The organism is Streptomyces sp. NPDC051243, from assembly GCF_044455405.1.
Classification (GTDB): Bacteria; Actinomycetota; Actinomycetes; order Streptomycetales; family Streptomycetaceae; genus Streptomyces.
Genome location: NZ_JBITES010000009.1, coordinates 272,269 through 291,025, shown reverse-complemented (window position 1 = coordinate 291,025; position 18,757 = coordinate 272,269). Strand labels below are relative to the sequence as shown.

Annotated in this window: 13 protein-coding genes; 3 read left to right on the top strand and 10 right to left on the bottom strand. The window is 70.9% G+C overall.

What is annotated here, in order from left to right:
- The first annotated feature begins 35 nt into the window (after nt 1-35).
- From ACIBAG_RS24405 to ACIBAG_RS24395, 3 genes are all read left to right on the top strand, one after another.
- Entirely contained in the window at nt 36-2,909 is a 2,874-nt protein-coding gene (locus tag ACIBAG_RS24405; RefSeq protein WP_399107607.1) for a lysylphosphatidylglycerol synthase domain-containing protein, read from the top strand.
- 104 nt (nt 2,910-3,013) lie between these two features.
- Nucleotides 3,014-4,558 (top strand): alpha/beta hydrolase, encoded by a 1,545-nt coding sequence (locus ACIBAG_RS24400; protein ID WP_399107606.1) that lies wholly within the window; start codon nt 3,014-3,016, stop codon nt 4,556-4,558.
- Nucleotides 4,559-4,691: 133 nt separating this feature from the next.
- Nucleotides 4,692-6,242 carry an alpha/beta fold hydrolase gene (locus tag ACIBAG_RS24395; RefSeq protein WP_399107605.1) on the top strand — a complete coding sequence of 517 codons (1,551 nt, stop codon included), beginning with the start codon at nt 4,692-4,694 and terminating at the stop codon, nt 6,240-6,242.
- A gap of 71 nt (nt 6,243-6,313) precedes the next feature.
- Here the strand turns inward: ACIBAG_RS24395 and moeZ are convergent, their stop codons facing one another.
- The 10 genes from moeZ to ACIBAG_RS24345 all read right to left on the bottom strand — a co-directional run bounded on the left by moeZ (nt 6,314) and on the right by ACIBAG_RS24345 (nt 18,737).
- On the bottom strand, nt 6,314-7,492 hold the full coding sequence (gene moeZ, locus ACIBAG_RS24390) for an adenylyltransferase/sulfurtransferase MoeZ (RefSeq protein ID WP_399107604.1): 1,179 nt from the start codon (nt 7,490-7,492) through the stop codon (nt 6,314-6,316).
- A 63-nt stretch (nt 7,493-7,555) separates the two neighbouring features.
- The gene (locus ACIBAG_RS24385; RefSeq protein ID WP_399107603.1) at nt 7,556-8,344 is read right to left on the bottom strand and encodes a spherulation-specific family 4 protein; all 789 of its coding nucleotides are present in this window, start codon (nt 8,342-8,344) and stop codon (nt 7,556-7,558) included.
- Nucleotides 8,332-9,327, bottom strand: a complete 996-nt coding sequence (locus ACIBAG_RS24380; RefSeq protein WP_399107602.1) for an NAD-dependent epimerase/dehydratase family protein — start codon at nt 9,325-9,327, stop codon at nt 8,332-8,334. The genes ACIBAG_RS24385 and ACIBAG_RS24380 overlap by 13 nt, the downstream gene beginning before the upstream one ends.
- A gap of 319 nt (nt 9,328-9,646) precedes the next feature.
- On the bottom strand, nt 9,647-11,170 hold the full coding sequence (locus ACIBAG_RS24375; protein WP_399107601.1) for a hypothetical protein: 1,524 nt from the start codon (nt 11,168-11,170) through the stop codon (nt 9,647-9,649).
- Nucleotides 11,167-12,876 carry a DUF3492 domain-containing protein gene (locus ACIBAG_RS24370; RefSeq protein ID WP_399107600.1) on the bottom strand — a complete coding sequence of 570 codons (1,710 nt, stop codon included), beginning with the start codon at nt 12,874-12,876 and terminating at the stop codon, nt 11,167-11,169. Before ACIBAG_RS24370 ends, ACIBAG_RS24375 begins: the two co-directional genes overlap by 4 nt.
- A 240-nt stretch (nt 12,877-13,116) precedes the next feature.
- Nucleotides 13,117-14,745, bottom strand: coding sequence for a dipeptide ABC transporter ATP-binding protein (locus ACIBAG_RS24365; protein ID WP_399107599.1), 1,629 nt, complete (start codon nt 14,743-14,745; stop codon nt 13,117-13,119).
- Nucleotides 14,742-15,749, bottom strand: a complete 1,008-nt coding sequence (locus tag ACIBAG_RS24360; protein ID WP_399107598.1) for an ABC transporter permease — start codon at nt 15,747-15,749, stop codon at nt 14,742-14,744. Before ACIBAG_RS24360 ends, ACIBAG_RS24365 begins: the two co-directional genes overlap by 4 nt.
- A complete protein-coding gene (locus ACIBAG_RS24355; RefSeq protein WP_399107597.1) occupies nt 15,746-16,732 on the bottom strand; it encodes an ABC transporter permease in 987 nt (328 codons plus the stop codon). Before ACIBAG_RS24355 ends, ACIBAG_RS24360 begins: the two co-directional genes overlap by 4 nt.
- A 4-nt stretch (nt 16,733-16,736) precedes the next feature.
- A complete protein-coding gene (locus ACIBAG_RS24350) occupies nt 16,737-18,455 on the bottom strand; it encodes an ABC transporter substrate-binding protein (protein ID WP_399107596.1) in 1,719 nt (572 codons plus the stop codon).
- Between the two features lie 189 nt (nt 18,456-18,644).
- Nucleotides 18,645-18,737, bottom strand: coding sequence for an Ms4533A family Cys-rich leader peptide (locus ACIBAG_RS24345; RefSeq protein ID WP_399107595.1), 93 nt, complete (start codon nt 18,735-18,737; stop codon nt 18,645-18,647).
- Between the last annotated feature and the right edge of the window lie 20 nt (nt 18,738-18,757).

Genomic DNA, 18,757 nt, shown 5'->3' with positions numbered 1-18,757 from the left:
GGCGGTGACTGGTGATACGAGATCAAGAAGAGACGATGAAGCAACAGGGTGTGCACCCGGAGGGCACGGAGAGCACCTCTGACGCTTCGTCGCGCCCGGGCACCGCGAACGCCGCGCAGAAGGCCGGCGGCGAAGGCGAGGGCAGCGTGAAGCACGAGGTCGGGAAGGACGCCGACACGAGCGACACGGGCCGCGAGACAGAGAAGCGGGCCGACGCGAGCACCACCGGTCGCGAGGCCGGTAAGGACGCCGCCACGAGCGACGTCGGCCGCAAGGCCGTCGAGGGCAAGGCCGCGTACGACATCGAGGAGACCCACGTCGACGAGGTCGAGGGCGACGAACCGCTGCTCCCCGCGCGCGTGCACCGCCCCTCCGACCTGATGCGGCTCCTGGTGGGCGTGCTGGGCATCGCCCTGCTGCTCGCGATCGCCGCGTTCGCGCACGGCACCACCTCGGGTCTCGAGCAGGACATCAACAAGGGCACCGGACAGGCGCCCGACGTGTTCAGCAAGATGGCCGGGCTGGTGTCCAGCATCGCGATCCTGCTGGTGCCGGTCGCCTTCGCGATCGAGCGGCTGATCAAGCGGGACGGGCTGCGCATCGCGGACGGCGTCCTCGCGGCCGTCCTCGCGCACGGAGTGACGCTCGCCACGGACCTGTGGGTCGCGCGAGCCGCCCCGGACTCCATCCGGGACGCGCTGACCCAGCCCTCACCCGGTGACGTCGGCTCCCTCACCGACCCGGTGCACGGCTATCTTGCCCCGGTCATCGCGTACATGACCGCGGTCGGCATGTCCCGCAGACCCCGCTGGCGTGCGGTCCTGTGGGCGGTGCTGGTCCTGTACGCCTTCTCCATGCTGGTCACCGGCTACACCACGCCGTTCTCGATCATCCTGACGCTGCTGATCGGCTGGACCGTCGCCTACGGCACCCTGTACGCGGTCGGCTCGCCCAACGTCCGACCCACCGGGCGGACCCTGATGGCAGGCCTCAGGCACGTCGGCTTCCGTCCGGTGAGCGCGGCCCGTGAGGAGGGCTCCGACACGCAGGAGACCGGCGACCGCGGCCGGCGCTACTTCGTCACCCTGGAGGACGGCCCGCCGCTGGATGTGACGGTCGTCGACCGGGAGCAGCAGGCTCAGGGCTTCTTCTATCGCGCGTGGCGGAATCTGACGCTCCGCGGCTTCGCCACCCGCAGCAGCCTCCAGTCGCTGCGCCAGGCCCTGGAGCAGGAGGCGCTGCTCGCCTACGCCGCCATCGCGGCCGGCGCCAACGCCCCCAAGCTGATCGCCACCTCCGAGCTGGGCCCCGACGCCGTGATGCTCGTGTACGAGCACACCGGCGGGCACACCCTGGACTCGCTGCCGGACGAGGAGATCACCGACGAGCTGCTGCGCGGCACCTGGCACCAGGTCAAGGCGCTGCAGTCCCGGCGCATCGCGCACCGCAGGCTGGTGGGTGACGCGATTCTGGTGGATCGTTCCGGCAAAGTGATCATCACAGATCTGCGCATCGGGGAGATCGCGGCCAACAATCTGCTGCTGCGCATGGACATCTCCCAGTTGCTGGTGACGCTCGGCCTGCGGGTCGGCGCCGAACGCGCGGTGGCCTCGGCGGTGAGTGTGCTCGGCCCCGACGCCGTGGCCGACTGTCTGCCGATGCTGCAGCCCATCGCGCTGAGCCGCTCCACGCGCGCGACGCTGCGCAGACTCGCCCGGGAGCGCGCCCAGCGCGAGCGTGAGGCGGTGCTGGAGGCGTCCCGGCACGCCAAGCAGGCCCGCAGCGAGGAGGTCACGGACGACTCCGGGGCCGTATTCGACAAGCCGGACAAGAAGACCGTACGGGCACAGGCGCGGGCCGAGAAGCGGGCCATCGACGAGGCCGTGTACGAAGCACGCGAGGAGGACCTGCTCACGCAGATCCGCCACGAGGTACTGCTGATCAGGCCGCAGGCGCCGGTCGAGCCGGCCCGCCTGGAGCGGGTACGGCCGCGCACGCTGATCAGCTTCATCGCCGGAGCCATCGGCGCGTACTTCCTGCTGACGCAGCTCACGCACATCGAGTTCGGCCCGCTCGTGTCCAACGCCCAGTGGGGCTGGGTGGCCGCGGCCGTGCTGTTCTCGGCCGCCAGCTACATCGCGGCGGCGATGGCTCTGCTGGGGTTCGTGCCCGAGCGGGTGCCGTTCCGGCGTACCGTGGCGGCGCAGGTCGCCGGATCGTTCGTGAAGATCGTCGCGCCGGCCGCGGTCGGTGGCGTCGCCCTCAACACCCGCTTCCTGCAGCGCGCGGGAGTGCGGCCGGGGCTCGCGGTGGCGAGCGTCGGCGCGTCGCAGCTGTTCGGGCTCGGCTGCCACATCCTGATGCTGCTGGCTTTCGGCTATCTCACCGGCACCGAGAAGACGCCGTCACTGTCGCCGTCCCGGACCGTCATCGCGGGTCTGCTGACGGTGGCCGTCCTGGTGCTTGTCGTGACCTCGGTGCCGTTCCTGCGGAAATTCGTCGTCACGCGCGTGAGGTCACTGTTCGCGGGTGTCGTGCCGCGCATGCTCGACGTGCTCCAGCGGCCGCAGAAGCTGGTCACGGGCATCGGCGGCATGCTGCTGCTGACCGCCTGCTTCGTGCTGTGCCTGGACGCCTCGATCCGGGCCTTCGGCAGCGAGGGCACCTCGCTCAGCATCGCCAGCGTGGCCGTCGTCTTCCTCGCGGGCAACGCGCTCGGCTCGGCGGCCCCGACACCGGGCGGCGTGGGCGCCGTGGAGGCGACGCTGACCGTCGGTCTGATCGCCGTGGGCCTGCCCAGCGAGGTCGCCGCACCCGCGGTGCTGCTGTTCCGCCTGCTGACGCTGTGGCTGCCGGTGCTGCCGGGTTGGCTGGCCTTCAACCATCTGACCCGCAAGGGCGCGCTGTAGCGCGGGGCAGCGCACCGAGAGGGCACGGAAGCGGTGCGGCGCAGTAGTACCTCGTACGGCTCGCGCCCCGAGCGCCCCGCCAGGTGCGACCGCAGGATGGGACTATGCCGAACCCGCCGTGGATACGCGCCGTTGCCCTGGCCACCACCGCACTGCTGCTGATCTCCCTGCCGACCGGCTGCAGCGACGACGACTCCGGGGACGAGGATCTGACCGTCCAGGAGCTGAGCTGGGAGGACTGCCCCGCTCCCTCCCAGGCGCAGGGCGGCGGGGGCAGTCCGTCGCCTCTGCCGGACGACGGCACATGGCAGTGCGCCACGATGAAGGCACCCCTCGACTGGGACGATCCCAAGGGCGACACGATCGGCATCGAGCTGATCCGGGTGAAGGCCGGCGACCAGAACCGGCGCATCGGCTCGCTGATCTTCAACTTCGGCGGGCCCGGCAGTTCGGGCGTCTTTACGCTCCCCAGCTTCGGCGACACGTACGACAAGCTGCGCACCCGCTACGACCTGGTGAGTTTCGATCCCCGCGGGGTCGGCCGCAGCGAGCCCGTGCTGTGTGCGAACGACCAGCACCTCGACGCCTTCTTCCAGCAGGACGCCACACCGGAGGACGCCGTCGAGCGGGCCGAAATGCTCGAAAGCATCAAGGAGTTCAACGATGCGTGCGAAGAGAACTCGGAGGAGATGCTGCCGCATGTGCGCACCACCGACGCCGCCCGTGACCTGGACCTGATGCGCCAGGTGCTCGGCGACGACAAACTTCACTACTTCGGCATCTCGTACGGCACCGAACTCGGCGGCGTCTACGCCCACCTGTTCCCCAAGAACGTCGGACGCGCCGTCTTCGACGCGGTTGTCGACCCGACGGAGAATCCCGAGCAGGGTTCGCTCACGCAGGCCCGGGGCTTTCAGCTCGCGCTCGACAACTTCGCCGCGGACTGCGTGTCCAAGGCCGAGGCGTGCCCGATCGGCGACACCGCCCAGGACGTCAAGGACCGCATCGCCAAGCTGCTCAAGGACCTCGACAGCAAGCCGATCCAGGGCATCTTCCCGCGCGATCTGACCCAGACCGCCGCGACCTCCGGCATCTTGCAGTCGCTGTACAAGAAGGACTACTGGCAGTTGCTCACGCAGGGCCTGGTGCTGGCGTACGAAGGTGACGGCGGCACCCTGATGCAATTGGCCGACCTGAGCCACGGACGCAAGGAGAACGGCGAGTACAGCAACATCATCCCGGCCAACCTGTCGGTCAACTGCTCCGACGACGCACCCCGCTACACAGCCGAGTACGCAGAGCGGAGGCTGCCCGAGTTCCGGGCCGCCTCGAACCTGTTCGGCGACTCCTTTGCCTGGTCCTTGCTCAGTTGCACCGACTGGCCCGTCGCGGGCGCCGCCGACCACCCCGACGTCAGCGCGCCCGGGTCGGCACCGATCCTCGTCGTGGGCAACACGGGCGATCCGGCCACGCCGTACCAGGGCGCACGGCGGATGGTGGAGTCGCTGGGCAAGGGGGTGGGCGTCGAGCTGACGTACAAGGGGCAGGGACACGGGGCGTACAACAGCAAGAACAGGTGCGTGCAGGACGCGGTGAACGGTTACCTGCTGGACGGGAAGGTGCCCGCGGCAGGAACGGTGTGCTCCTGATTCGCATTGAGGAGCTCGAATCCGCAGGTCAGAGAGTTATCCACAGGCTGCGACGGCTGTTTCCCGATCCGCCTACCATGGCCTGACCGCCATCCGCGGCACAGAGCGGACGGCCTGCGAGGGGGGAAGCGACATGGCGCGTTTCGTACGGTGGACTGCCCTGACGGCCGCCGCCGCGCTGCTGGTGACGGGCTGCAGCGGCGGCTCGTCCGAAGGCGGCGCGACCGACGGGAGGACCGGCGGGCCGAGTTCACCGGCGGCGTCCGCGGACTCGGCGACGAACCCCCTGCCCTCCTCGCTGACCTCGCAGAAGCTCGACTGGGGGCGCTGCAAGGCCACCGGTGACTCCCCCGCGCCGGGCGACGAGTGGCAGTGCGCGACGCTCAAGACCCCGCTGGACTGGGCCGAACCGGACGGCAGGACGATCGACCTGGCGCTGATCCGTGCCAAGGCGACCGGCGACGACCGCATCGGCTCGCTCCTGTTCAACTTCGGCGGCCCGGGCAGCTCAGGGGTTTCCACGCTGCCGTGGTACGCCTCGACCGCGTCCGAGCTGCGCGAGCGGTACGACCTGGTGAGCTGGGACCCGCGCGGGGTGGCCTCGAGTGAAGGCGTCCGCTGCCGCAGCGACAAGGAGATCGAGGCCTCCGAGTCCGTGGACATCACGCCGGACACCCCTGCCGAGGAGACGGCGTACTTCCGGGATGCCGCCGCCTTCGGCCAGGGCTGCCAGAAGTCCGCAGGCAGGCTGATGGCACATGTATCGACCACCGACACCGCCCGCGACATGGACCTGATGCGCCAGGTCCTAGGCGACTCGAAGACGCACTACTTCGGCATCTCTTACGGCACCGAACTCGGCGGTGTCTACGCACACCTGTTCCCGAAGAACGTGGGTCGCCTGATCCTGGACGCCGTCGCCGACCCGAGCGCCGACTCGAAGGGGCACGTCGAGAACCAGGCCCGGGGCTTCCAGCGCGCGCTCGACAACTATCTCGAGTCCACCGGCCAGAACGCCGGCGAAGGCTCGCAGAAGATCGTGAACATGCTGAAGCGGATCGACGCGAATCCGCTGCCGACGTCCTCCGGACGCAAGCTCACGGAGACGCTCGCGCTCATCGGCCTCCTCAATCCGCTCTACAGCGAGGGAAGCTGGCCGACGCTGACGAGCGCCCTGGAGGCGGCCGAAGAGGGCGACGGCTCGGAGCTCCTGGCGCTCGCCGACGACTACAACGACCGCGACACCTCCGGCCACTACGCCACGGGGACCCACTCCCAACGGGTCATATCGTGCCTGGACGACAAGCAGCGGCCGACGGTCGAGGAGACGAAGAAACTGCTGCCACGCTTCGAGAAGGTCTCACCCGTGTTCGGACCCATGCTGGGCTGGGACACGTCCGGCTGGTGCTACGACTGGCCGGTGCCCGGGCAGTACGACACTCCGGAGGTGAGTGCGCCGGGTTCCGCACCGATCCTGCTCGTGGGCAACACCGGCGACCCGGCGACGCCCTACGAGGGCACCCGGAGGATGGCGGACGAACTGGGCAAGGGCGTCGGCGTGGTGCTCACCTGGAAGGGCGAGGGCCACTCCGCGTACGGGAAGGGCAGCGACTGCGTCGACTCCACGGTGAACGCCTACCTGCTGGAGGGAGCGGTGCCGAAGGACGGCAAGGTCTGCTCATGACGACGGCGGGGGCTTCGGGCACCCGTGGTGCCCAAAGCCCCCGCCGACCGGAGAGCGGGACGAGCCGGTGCTCAGTAGACCGGCTTGTGCGGCTCGATCTGGTTGACCCAGCCGATCACGCCGCTGCCGACGTGCACGGCGTCGGCGAAGCCCGCGGACTTCAGGACCGCGAGGACTTCCGCACTGCGGACACCCGTCTTGCAGTGCAAGACGATCTTCTTGTCCTGCGGGAGGGACTCCAGGGCGGTGCCCATGAGGAACTCGTTCTTCGGGATCAGCTTGGCGCCGGGGATCGAGACGATCTCGTACTCGTTGATCTCGCGGACGTCGATGATCTCGATGTTCTCGCCGTCGTCGATCCACTCCTTGAGCTGCTTGGGAGTGATCGTGGAGCCGGCGGCCGCCTCCTGGGCCTCCTCGGAGACGACGCCGCAGAAGGCCTCGTAGTCGATGAGCTCGGTGACGGTCGGGTTCTCGCCGCAGACCGCGCAGTTGGGGTCCTTGCGGACCTTGACCTGCCGATACTGCATCTCCAGGGCGTCGTAGATCATCAGGCGGCCGACCAGGGGCTCACCGGTGCCGGTGAGGACCTTGATGGCCTCGGTGACCTGGATGGAGCCGATGGACGCGCACAGCACGCCCAGCACGCCGCCCTCGGCGCAGGAGGGGACCATGCCCGGCGGCGGGGGCTCCGGGTAGAGGCAGCGGTAGCAGGGGCCGTGCTCGGACCAGAAGACCGAGGCCTGGCCGTCGAAGCGGTAGATCGAGCCCCACACGTACGGCTTGTTCAGCAGCACGCAGGCGTCGTTGACCAGGTAGCGGGTCGCGAAGTTGTCCGTGCCGTCGACGATCAGGTCGTACTGGCTGAAGATGTCCATCACGTTGTCGGCCTCGAGCCGCTCCTCGTGAAGGATCACGTTCACGTACGGGTTGATGCCGAGGACGGAGTCACGCGCGGACTCGGCCTTGGAGCGGCCGATGTCGGACTGGCTGTGGATGATCTGGCGCTGCAGGTTCGACTCGTCGACCTCGTCGAACTCCACGATGCCGAGCGTGCCGACGCCCGCGGCGGCCAGGTACATCAGCGCCGGGGAGCCCAGGCCGCCGGCGCCCACACAGAGCACCTTGGCGTTCTTCAGCCGCTTCTGCCCGTCCATCCCCACGTCGGGGATGATCAGGTGGCGGGAGTACCTGCGAACCTCGTCTACGGTGAGCTCGGGGGCCGGCTCGACCAGGGGTGGCAGCGACACGGGGACTCCGTTGGTCGGTCGATCACTACAGTTGTTCTCCCCGTAACACTGCCACGGGCTTTTTCATTCCGAGACACCTGTTCCGATCCGCGAGACGATTTCGTCCCAGTAGCCGGGCATGGTCTCCCAGGGGTCGGTGCGGCCGCCGCGGTCCGTGCGGTCGGTGAACCAGATCGTCGCGGCGCCCTGCCAGCGGGCGATGCGCAGGGCCTCGTCGAGGTGGCCGAGCGGCACGCCGTGGACGAAGTGGCAGAAGCGGTCGGGTGGGTAGTCGGCCGTCCACTCCGCGACCTGCGACCAGCGGTAGTCGCTCCAGGAGCCCTGGAAGGTGACCAGTTGGTCGGCGCACTCGGCATAGCCGGGGTGCGGGTGGGTGCCGTGGCCGAACACGATGTGGGCCTTGTCACGCAAGGCACGGAGTGTGGTGGCCGTGCGGCGGATCTCGGGCAGCGCGGCTCCGTCGGCCGGGCACCGGTCCAGGAGGAAGCCGTCGGCCCGGTACCAGTCGAGGTACCGGTGCGCCTCGGAGACGACCTCCCCGAAGGCACGCGCGCCGGAGGCGGTGCCGAGGTGCGCGGTGCCGAGGCGAGCCGTGTCGAGACGGCCGAGGACACGGACTCCCGCGGTGCGGAGCTGTTCGACGGCCCGCACGCAGTGCGTGTCGGGGCGGGTGCCGGGACCGTCGGCGACGTTCAGGACGACCCAGTGCACCGGGGTGCCGGGGCGGGTGAGTTCGCCCCACTCGGTGGGAGCGAGAAGGGGGTGGGCGTAGCCGGGGACGCCGAGGCCGGTGCGGAGGTCTGTGCTCGGCGCGGTCGACGCGGTCGGGGTGGTGCCGGTCAGATGCGGCATGCCGCCTCCATCCAGATGTCACCCAGGGACTCTTCGAGATTGATACGGGGGCGCCAGCCGAGCCGGTCGCGTGCGGTGCGCACGTCGGCCTGCTGCCAGCTGCCGCAGCCGTCCGGGTACGGGTACGCGGCCGGGGCGGCGTGGCCCGGATGGGACCCGTGTCCCACATGGGACGCATGGTCCGAGTCGGCGCGGGGGTGGCCGATGGTGGTACGCAACGGGCCGGGCGGACCGTCCAGTTCATGGAGGGCACCGCCGTATCCGGCCACGCGGGCGAGGACCGCGGCGGCGTCACGGAGGCGGACGGCACGGCCCGAGCCGATGTTGATGACGCCCTGGGCAGCGGAGAGCGAGGCGGCGTGGACGGCGCGGGCCACGTCGCGGACGTCCACGAAGTCGCGCTGGGCGCCCAGACCGGTGAGTTTGAGCTCGCCGTCGCCGGACTGCATGGCGCGGCGCATGGCCTCGGCGAGGCGGCCGAGAGGGGAGCCGGCCGGTGTGCCGGGGCCCGCGGGTGAGAAGACCCGCAGGACCACGGCGTCCAGGCCGGATCCCAGGACCAGTTCGGTGGCGGCGAGTTTGCTGACGCCGTACGGGCCGCCGGGGCGGGGGACGGCGTCCTCGGCCGTGGAGGAGCCGGGCTGGCTCGGGCCGTACTCGGCGCCGCAGCCGATCTGGACGAGGCGGGCGCCGCAGCCGCTGCGGCGCAGGGCCTCACAGACGGTGGCCACGGCGACGGTGTTGTGGCGGGTGAGTTCGCGGGCGCCGCCCCGGGTGGCGCCCGCGCAGTTGATCACGACGCCGGGGTGGACCGCGTCGAGGAAGCGGGTGAGGGCGCCAGGACTGCCGGACGCGAGGTCGAAGCGGACGTCGGCGTCGTCGCCACGGCCCAGCGCGGTGAGCTGGACGGCGGGGTCGGCGAGGAGACGGTCGGCCACGAAGCGGCCGAGGTAGCCGTTGGCTCCGATCAGCAGGACTCTCATCGGGCGGCTCCCGTTGCCGAGGGGTGGTCGGATCGGGAGGTGATCATTTGAGGTCTCCGTTCAAGGGCGTCAGGGAGGGGATTTTCAATAAGGCCGGACTGCAAGAAAGCCGGACGGGCAGAAATGCGGACGGCAAGAAATGCGGACGGCAAGAGCCACCGCCGTTGGCATCGGGCGGTCTTCAGGAAGGGGGCTTCAGCGGGTATGCGGGCGCGTACGCCCGCTGCGGTCCATGACGCCGCCGAGTGGAGGTGCGCACAGCGCCCAACGGTGACGGTGCGTTGTGGGTCGCGTCCCGGTGGGGCGACTTGGTGGCGCGTCACCACGGCTGGTCCCGCGTCATGTGTGCGGACGCCCTGGTGAGGGTGCGTGTGGCGTGGAGCAGGAGGGTCAGCGCGCCCGCACCGCAGGCGATGGTGGGGACTGCGGCCGTGCCCCACGTGTCGATCAGGGCCTGTACGGGCGTGGCCAGCCAGGCACAGCCGGGGAGGCGGGCCGCGAAGAGGGTGAGCAGGGCTGTCGCCTCGGCCGAGGCTGTGGCGGTGAGGACGAGTGCGGGGGCGTGGGTGAACCCGTGGGTGGTGAGGAGGCGGGCGAGGAGGAGCAGGGCGCCCAGGGTGAGGGTCTGGGGGTAGGCGGCCGGCTCGTCCAGGGCGGTGGTGGTCAGGGTCAGCAGGGCCGTCAGGGCGCCGAGGTAGAGGGCGAAGATGCCCAGGAGCAGGGGTTTCGCGGAGGTGGCGAACTCCTCCAGGCCTCGGCTGGCCGCCAGTTTGCGGCGGGCGCGAACGGCGAGGAGGTGGGCGCACCAGGCCGCCGGGGCGCAGGAGAGGGTGAGGGCCAGGACGGGTGCGGTGGTGAAGGGCCAGGGGCCGTCGGCGGCGCCGGTGGGGAGGGTGTCGGGGCCTCCGGTGACTGCTGCCCGGAGGAGTCCGTCGCCGAGGAGGGCGTAGGCGATGAGCCAGGAGGTCCGGGTGGCGGTCGGGTTCGTGCGGTCCGTGGCGGCGAGCGGGCCACGGGCCAGGGCCGCGCGCAGGGCGAGGGCGACGGCCAGGGCTCCCACCGCGGCGGCGATCACCCGGGACTGACCGTGGGTGAGGTGCAGGGCCGTCACGGCCGCCGCGCAGAGGGCTCCGGGGAGGAGGGTGAGGAGCAGCCAGTCGGCACGGGCGCGGGGCGTGGTCAGGGGCTGGCCGCCAGGCGGTTTCTCGGAGTCCCGGGGCACTCTGGCGTAGATCTCCTCCGCCAGGGAGAAGACGTCCCGGTGCAGGAAGCGCGCGGCGGTGCGGTCGGTGATGCCGTGGGCTTCCAGGCCGGCGGCGATCTCCAGGGGGTCCACCGCACGTTCGCACAGGTCGCGGTGCCGGTGCATCAGCGCCTTCACGGGGTCGGCACCGGTACGGCGGGTGGAGGCCGGTCGAGGGCCGACGGCGGTCGGTTCCCTGGCGGAGGTGAAGGACTTGTCGGCCCCGCCGACGCCGGCCGAGGAGTCGCCGACCCCAGCGACACGCCCCGACGACTCACCAACGCCACGGACACCGGCCGAAGACTCACCAACGCCACGGACACCGGCCGAAGACTCGCCAACCCCGCCGACACGCCCCGAAGACTCGCCGACCTCACCGACACCGGCTGACGACTCGTCAGCCCCGCCGACACGGGCCGAGGACCCCTCAGCCCCGCCCACACGGGCCGAAGGCTCATCCACTCCGGCGGCGGTGCCGGTCACGCCGGCTCCGCTTTCGCGTGGGTGCGGCTCCGCCTCGAGCCACTCCTCGGACCGTTCGTCCCATGCCCCAGGGCTGGTCGGGGCTCCTGGGCGGTCCAGTCCGCCGAGGCCGCTCATCGTGCCCCCTCCGTCGCGGGCAGCGAGGTGGCGCGTACGGGGGCTTCCGTCGGTCGGGCCGGGCCGCCGCGGGCCACGACGCGTGCGGTGCGCCCGGTCAGGCGGCCGGGCACATGGGCCTCGGCGGGGACGGCGAAGGGCAGGGGGGCTCCGGCCCCGTCGAGGATGACTCGGCGGACCGGTGTGCGCGAGACGATCTCCAGGTAAATGCCGTGAAATGCCGCGACGTTCTGCTCGACGGTGAACAGTTCGAGCGCACGCGCGCGTGCGGCAGCGCCCAGGCGTTCACGGCGCTCGGGGTCGCGCAGCAGGGCCACGCATGCCTCCGCCAGCGCTCGCGGATTGCGCGGTGGTACGACGAGACCGGTGCCGCCGATGACCTCCACCACCGCGCCCACGTCGGTGGACACGGTCGCGCGGCCGCAGAGCATCGCCTCGACCAGGCCGATCGGGAACCCCTCGACGACGCTGGACAGGACGGTCACGGCACCCGAGGCGTACGCGTCGGCGAGGGCCGGGATCTCCGGGCCGCCGATCTCCTCGAAGGAGACGGGGTTGTCGCCGACCTTGTGCGGGCCCTCCGCCTCGTCGGGGAAGAGCTGTACGGCCAGCGCCCTGCAGTGGCCGAGGTAGGCGACCCCCTCGGGACCCGAGGGGGCGCCGACGATGCGCAGGCGGGCCTTCGGCTCCTCCTTGCGGACCTCGGCGAAGGCGTGCAGCAGCGACACCAGGTCCTTGGCGGGCTCGACCCGGCCGACCCAGACGAGGGTGTCCGGGTCCGCGCACTCCGGGGCCTCGCCGACCTCCGCGAAGCGGGCGGCGTCCATGCCGGGGTAGACCGTGCGGAGCTTCCCGCGGTCGGCGCCGCAGCGCTCCTGCCAGCGGCGGGCGTGGCTGTTGCCGGGGGTGATGAGGGTGGCCCGGGTGTAGGTCTCGGCGGCGAGCCTGCCGTGGAAGGCGGCGAGCAGCGCGCGTACGGCGGGCGAGGACTCGGTGGCGGCCAGATAGTGCGTGCGGAGCCGGACGCCGTACTCGGTCAGCAGCAGCGGTACGTCGCAGAAGTGGTGGGCGAGCAGGCCGGGCAGGGCCGCGGCGCCGCCGGAGGTCGCGTGGCACAGGTCGACCGAGCCCAGACCGTCGTCCTCGTACCAGTCGAGCGAGAGGGGGCGCAGGGCGCGTTCCAGGTGCGCGGCGACGGCCAGCAGATCGGGTACACGCGCCTCACGCGCTGCGCTCGTGGCACCGCGCGCCCGGCAGGCGCGCTCCAGGGCGCGTACGGCGGCTTCCGAGCGGAGCGCTCCCACCAGTCCGCCCTCGTCGCGGGCGAGTTCGGCGAGCCCGTACAGCGCGTTGCCGAAACGGTCCGCCTCAGTGGCGGACGTGTCCTCGGGTGGTCCGGCACCGTCCATGGCACTGCCCGCGCAGAGCACGGCCACCAGCTCGCCGTAGCACTCGGTGAACCGTCGGCGCGCGCGGCGCCCGTACCCCACACCGTCGTCCTCCGCCGTCCACAGCGGCGCCGTACGCACGCGGTTGACCTGCGGCGGCAGCGGGACCCAGCCCTCGGCCTCCTGGCGCTCGCTGCGGCTGAGCGCGTAGATGTCGAACTCGTGCTGTCCGAGCCCGCGCACGAGCCGGTCGCACCAGAGGCCGGCGTCACCGCTCACATACGGATAGCCACCCTCCGCGATCAGTCCGATGTGCACGAGTACACCCCCGATCTCCCGTAAGGGGAGCCGCCGTTCCCCCGGCGGCTCACAGCGGGACGAACGTATGCGGACAAGGCGGTGGCGCGACGGACGGTTGTCCATCGCGCCACCAAAAGGGGTGAACGGTCGTAACTTTCCCGTGCGGGTCGCGTTCCGTCGCGCTAGGAGACCAAACGCGCACGGATCGTCACAGTCGAACGGCTCGGACGGCTCGGACGGCTCGGACGGCCGAGGCGTTCACACCACGGCCAACTCCCGCCGCGCGGCCCGCCGCTGGGCCGCGATCCGTGGGTCGAGTGCCGGTACGGCGGCCAGGAGCTGCTTGGTGTACGGGTCCCGCGGGCGGTCGTAGACCTCGTCGACCGGGCCCTCCTCGACGATCCGCCCGCGCCGCATCACCGCGACCCGGTCGCTGACCTGGCGTACGACGGCGAGGTCGTGCGCGACGAAGACGAGCGCGAGTCCGAGTTCGTGTTGCAGCTCGCCGAGCAGGGCGACCACCTGGGCCTGGGTGGTGACGTCGAGCGCCGAGACGGGCTCGTCGCAGACGATGAGGCGGGGGTCGGCCGCGAGCGCCCGCGCGATGCCCACGCGCTGGCGCTGGCCTCCGCTGAACTCGTGCGGGTACCGGTCGTAGTGCGCCGCTTCGAGCCCCACGCGCTCCAGCAGCTCCCGCACGCGCCGCCGAATGCACCCTTCGTCCTTCTCGCCCCGCGCGCGGAGCGGGTCGGCGATCGACTCGCCCACGCCGCGGCGGGGGTTGAGCGAGGAGACTGGGTCCTGGAAGACCATCTGCACGGCCGGACGCACGCCCACGCGCGCGTGCCCTTCGTGACGGACCTCCCCCGCCGTCGGCTCCAGGAGACCGACGAGCATGCGCCCCAGCGTCGTCTTGCCGCTGCCGCTCTCCCCCACGATGCCGAGTGTCTCGCCTCGGTGGATCGTCAGCGACACGTCGTCCACGGCCGTGAACGCACGCTTCCCACGTCCGAATTCACGCCGGAGGCCGGCCGCCTTCAGGACGACCTCCCCCGCCGCGTCGTCCGCCTGCTTCACGGGCTCCCCGGCAGGCGTCTGCGCATGGGCGCGCGGCGCGTCCACGCGCGGGACCGCGCCGAGCAGTTCGCGCGTGTACGGCTGTGCGGGCGATCCCAGGACGGTGCCGACCGGACCGTGCTCGACCGCACGCCCGTGCCGCATGACGAGCACCTCGTCGACGCTCTCGGCGGCGACGCCGACGTCGTGTGTGACGAGGAGGAGCCCCATGCCTGTCTCCTCGCGGAGCGTGTGCAGGAGGTCGAGGATCTGGGCCTGGACGGTCACATCGAGCGCGGTCGTCGGCTCGTCGGCGATCAGCAGGTCGGGTTCACAGGCCAGCGCCATGGCGATGAGGGCGCGTTGCCGCATGCCGCCGCTGAACTCGTGCGGGCGGGAACGGGATCGCCGTACCGCGTCCGGAATGCCGACGCGGTCCAGCACCTCCACCGCACGCGCGCGTGCCGCTCGTCGCGAGGCACGCGTGTGTACGCGGTACACCTCGGCTATCTGGTCGCCGATCGCGTGGTAAGGGTCGAGTGACGACAGCGGGTCCTGGAAGACCATCGCGGCCTTCGCGCCGCGCAGCCGCCGCAGTTCCTCGTCCGACGCCTCCTGTACGTCCACGCCGGCGACCTCGATCGCCCCACCGACCCGCGCGCCCGTGCCCCGGTGCAGGCCGAGCAGGGCGGAGGCGACGGTGGACTTGCCGGAGCCGGACTCGCCGACCAGGGCGAGCGCGGCGCCCTTCTCCAGCTGGAAGGTGAGGCCGTCGACCGCCCGCAGGGACCCGAACCCGACTGTCAGATCCGTGACGTTCACCAGGCTCATGCCAGCACCACCCGTCGGTCGGCCACCGCGTACAGGACGTCCGCGACGGCGTTGGCGAGAACCACGAAGAAGCCGATGACCAGGACCATCCCGACGACGACCGGGAGATCGACCACGTTGACGGCGTGGACCAGTTCCTGCCCGATGCCGGGCAGTCCGAAGAGCGTCTCGGTGAGCACGGCACCGCCGACCGCGCCGCCGAAGTTGTTGGCGTTCAGGGCGATGACCGGAGCGAGGGCCCCGCGCAGCGCGTGCCGCCCGATGACCGACCGCTCGGCGACGCCGTAGGCCCGGAAGGTGCGGATGTGGTCCTCGGCCAGCGTCTCCAGCATCGCCGCCCGGGTCAGCCGGGCGAACGCCGCGGCCTCGATCAGGGCGAGCGAGAGCCAGGGCAGCAGCAGGTTCCACGCCCACTGCTCGGGATCGTCGGTGAAGGCGACGTACTGCGGGAACGGCAGCAGTTGCAGCTGTCCGCAGACGACGATCATCAGGACGAGGCCGATGACGAAGACCGGTGTGGCCACGCCGATGAGCGTGACGCCGGTCAGCAGCCGCTCGGTGAGACGGCCGCGCCGCCATGCGGACAGGACACCGGTGCCGACGCCGAGGATCAGCCACAGCACCATGGCGCCGAACACGAGCGACAGACTGACCGGCAGCTTCGCCAGGATCAGCGCGGTGACCTGCTGGTCGCTCTGGTACGACAGCCCGAGACAGGGCGCCGAGCAGTGCTGGACGGACGTGCCGGTCGAGTAGTCCTGGCCGGCGACGAGGCCCTGCAGGAAGTGCCAGTAGCGGGTGTACAGCGGGTCGTTCAGGTGCAGTTGCTCGGCGACCTGCTGCACCTGGGCCGGCGAGCAGCGCGGGCCGCAGGTGATCTGGGCGACGTCGCCGGGGGTGACGTAGAAGACGACGTAGACGATCACCGAGATGGCGAGCAGGGTGACGACGGCGCCGACGGTCCGGCGCAGCGCGAAGCCGGTGAGACCGGCGAGGCCGCTCATGCCTTGGCCTCCCTCTTGCGGCCGGTCCCGACCCGCAGCCGGGACGCCGCGCGCGAGTCGAGCGCCGTGCGGACGCCGTCGCCGAGGACGGTCAGGGCGAGGACGGTCACGAAGAGCGCGCCGGCGGGCAGCAGCAGGTACTGCGGGGCGGCCTGGTACCAGACGTCGGCGGCGGTGAGCATCTGTCCCCAGGACGGCGTCGGCGGCTTCACGCCGACGCCCAGGAAGGACAGGGCGGCCTCGACGGTGATGTTGGCCGGGACGAGCAGCGCCGCGTAGGTGATGACCGGTGCGGCGATGCCGGGGAGCAGCTCACGGCGGGCGATCCGCCAGGTGCCCCAGCCGCTGAGCCGGGCCGCGGCGACGTAGTCGAGCCCCTTGAGGGTGAGCGTCTGGGCGCGCACGATCTTCGCGATGTTGCCCCAGGCGATCAGTCCGATCACCAAGGCGACCAGCACGGGCCGCGGAAAGCTCGTCGGCACGATCGCGAGCAGCGCCAACGCCATGATCATCAGCGGCATGGCCACGATGACGTCGGTGAAGCGGCTCAGCGCCTGGTCGACCCAGCGGCTGCCGAGCGCGGCGGCGACGCCGACGGCCACACCGATGGCGACCTGGACGACGGTCGCGGCCAGCGCGACCCCGAGGGAGACCCTGGCGCCGTACACGAGCCGCGCGAACAGGTCCCGCCCGGTCTGGGGTTCGACGCCGAGCCAGTGGTCCGCGCTGATCCCGCCGAAGGGCCCGACGGGCACGCCCCCGCGCGCGGAGTCCACCAGCGAGGGGTGATAGGTGGTCGGGTCCTGGCCCTCGATCGCGGTGAGCAGCGGTGCGGCGAGCGCGACCAGGACGAGCAGCGCGACGACGGCCGCCGCGACGAGGGCGGCGCGCTGGGTCCGCAGCCGCCACCAGAACTGACGGGCCCCCGAGGCCCCCGGAGCGGCTGCCCCGGGAGCCTCGGTGACGAGAACTGCCTCACTCACGGCGCTACTTCACCGCGACCTGGGAGATGTCCAGTACGCCGGTCCAGTCACTGATCACGACGTTCCTGATGTCCTTGCCGTACAGCCGCTTGTAGACCGGGTGGAAGAGCGGCACGGTCAGCGCCCGCTCGCCGATCTTCTTGTCCAGTGCACCCCACCTCTTGGCCGCCGCGTCAAGATCGGTCAACCTGTTGATCGCGTCAATCTCGGCATTGACCGACTTGTCATCGAGCAGGCCCGTATTGAAGTTCGCGCCGTCCCTGACGATCTGCCGGCCGTCGAAGATCGGGGCGAGGAAGGGGCCGCCGGAGGGCCAGTCGGCACCCCAGTGGGCGAGGAAGAAGCCGGGCTCGGTCTTCACGTCGTGGATCTTGTCGGAGTAGTCGTTCTCCTCCAGACCCTGCAGCTTGACCGTGATGCCGGCCTTCTTCAGCGCGTCCTGGATCGCGGTGGCGATCTCGGGGCTGGTCTCGAAGTCCTTGGCGTTGGAATGGGTCAGGGTGACGGTCAGCCCGTTCGGGTGACCGGCCTCCTTCAGCAGCTCCCTGGCCTTCGCCGGATCGCCGCTCGTGCCGGCCGGGAAGTGGTCGTACGGCGTGTAGCCGAAGGACTTCTGGTTCGGCAGGAAGGTGGTGGCGGGCTCGGCCAGCGCGGAACCACCGGCGGCGTTGACCACGGACGACCGGTCGATGGCGTACGCGATCGCCTGCCGCACCTTGACGTTGTCGAACGGCTTGATCGTCGGGTTGAACGCGATGTAGTTGGTGTAGCCGAAGTGCCCCGTACCGACGCGAGCGGCAAGCTCGCCGTCACCGCTCACCTTCGCCAGCTCGGCCGGCCCGAGGTTGGTGTCCGTGGTGACCGCGGCCGCGTCCGCCCCCTGGGACGAGGACAACCGCTGGTTGATCACGGAGGAGTCGAGCCCGGACCGTACGTCGATCCTGTCGGGGTATGCCTTGCGCTCGGCGTCCGTCGAGGCGGACCAGTGCGTGTTGCGCTCCAGGACGAGGTGCTCGCCGTCGTTGTCGTTCTCGACGACCTTGTACGGCCCCGAGGAGATCGGGTGCTCCTCGTACTTGGTGCCGGTGTCCTTGGCCTTCGGCACGGGCGTGAACTGCGTCTGCGTGGCGAGGTACGGGAACTCGCCCTCGGGCTTGTTCAGGCGGAAGACGATGGTCCGCGCGTCCGGCGTCTCGATCGCCGACAGGCCCTTCTTGTCCTTGTACGGCCCCTGATAGTCGGCCGCGCCGACCAGCCAGTCCCTCAAGTACGGGGCGCCGCCGGACAGTTCGGGGGCGAAGGAGCGCTCGATGCCGTACTTGATGTCGGCCGAGGTGATCGGCGTACCGTCCTCGTACTTGAGGCCTTCCTTGAGGGTGTACGTCCACACCGTGGCGTCCTTGTTCGGGCGCCCGGTGTCGGTGGCCAGGTCGGGGACGACCTCGGCGCCGGCCTCGCCGTTCTCGCGGTTGCGGGTGGTGAGGGTGCGGAAGACGAGGGACGGAACGTTTCCACCGCCTGAGGTGTACAGGCGGGCGGGGTCGAAGTCCTGCTGCGGATTGGAGTTCAGGACCGTGAGCGTGCCGCCCTTGTGGGGCGTGGAGTCGCCGCCGGCGCCCTTGGCATCGTTGTCCTCAGGGCCGCAGGCGGCGGCGCCCGCTGCCACGACCAGGCTGACGGATGCCGCGGCCACGCGGCGCGCTATGACGGACGGTTGACGCATCGGAGACGACCTCTCGAAATGATGAGTCTCGAACGGCGAGACGGATTGACGCGGAGTGAGACGCGGAAGAGCAGACGTCCGCCCCGGCGTCGGGTCGTCGAAAACCCGTGAACGAGCTGCGGGATGAGCACACCCGTCAGCAGGTCACAGCAGGGAAGAAGATCGCGACGCGAACGCCAGGGGCGAGCGTCAGCGACAGTCGATGTCGGCCACGCACAGAGCGGTCACACCGATGAGCGCCAGCTCGATGGCGGCGCGAGAGGTGGTGTGACGGGTCGACATGTGCAGAAATATGTACGAGC

Bases quoted from the DNA above. Each gene is read 5' to 3' on its own strand.
- ACIBAG_RS24385 (WP_399107603.1), bottom strand. From the start codon at position 8,344: ATGCCGCATCTGACCGGCACCACCCCGACCGCGTCGACCGCGCCGAGC.
- ACIBAG_RS24365 (WP_399107599.1), bottom strand. From the start codon at position 14,745: ATGAGCCTGGTGAACGTCACGGATCTGACAGTCGGGTTCGGGTCCCTG.
- ACIBAG_RS24375 (WP_399107601.1), bottom strand. From the start codon at position 11,170: ATGAGCGGCCTCGGCGGACTGGACCGCCCAGGAGCCCCGACCAGCCCT.
- ACIBAG_RS24400 (WP_399107606.1), top strand. From the start codon at position 3,014: ATGCCGAACCCGCCGTGGATACGCGCCGTTGCCCTGGCCACCACCGCA.
- ACIBAG_RS24360 (WP_399107598.1), bottom strand. From the start codon at position 15,749: ATGAGCGGCCTCGCCGGTCTCACCGGCTTCGCGCTGCGCCGGACCGTC.
- ACIBAG_RS24405 (WP_399107607.1), top strand. From the start codon at position 36: ATGAAGCAACAGGGTGTGCACCCGGAGGGCACGGAGAGCACCTCTGAC.
- ACIBAG_RS24345 (WP_399107595.1), bottom strand. From the start codon at position 18,737: ATGTCGACCCGTCACACCACCTCTCGCGCCGCCATCGAGCTGGCGCTC.
- ACIBAG_RS24380 (WP_399107602.1), bottom strand. From the start codon at position 9,327: ATGAGAGTCCTGCTGATCGGAGCCAACGGCTACCTCGGCCGCTTCGTG.
- ACIBAG_RS24350 (WP_399107596.1), bottom strand. From the start codon at position 18,455: ATGCGTCAACCGTCCGTCATAGCGCGCCGCGTGGCCGCGGCATCCGTC.
- ACIBAG_RS24395 (WP_399107605.1), top strand. From the start codon at position 4,692: ATGGCGCGTTTCGTACGGTGGACTGCCCTGACGGCCGCCGCCGCGCTG.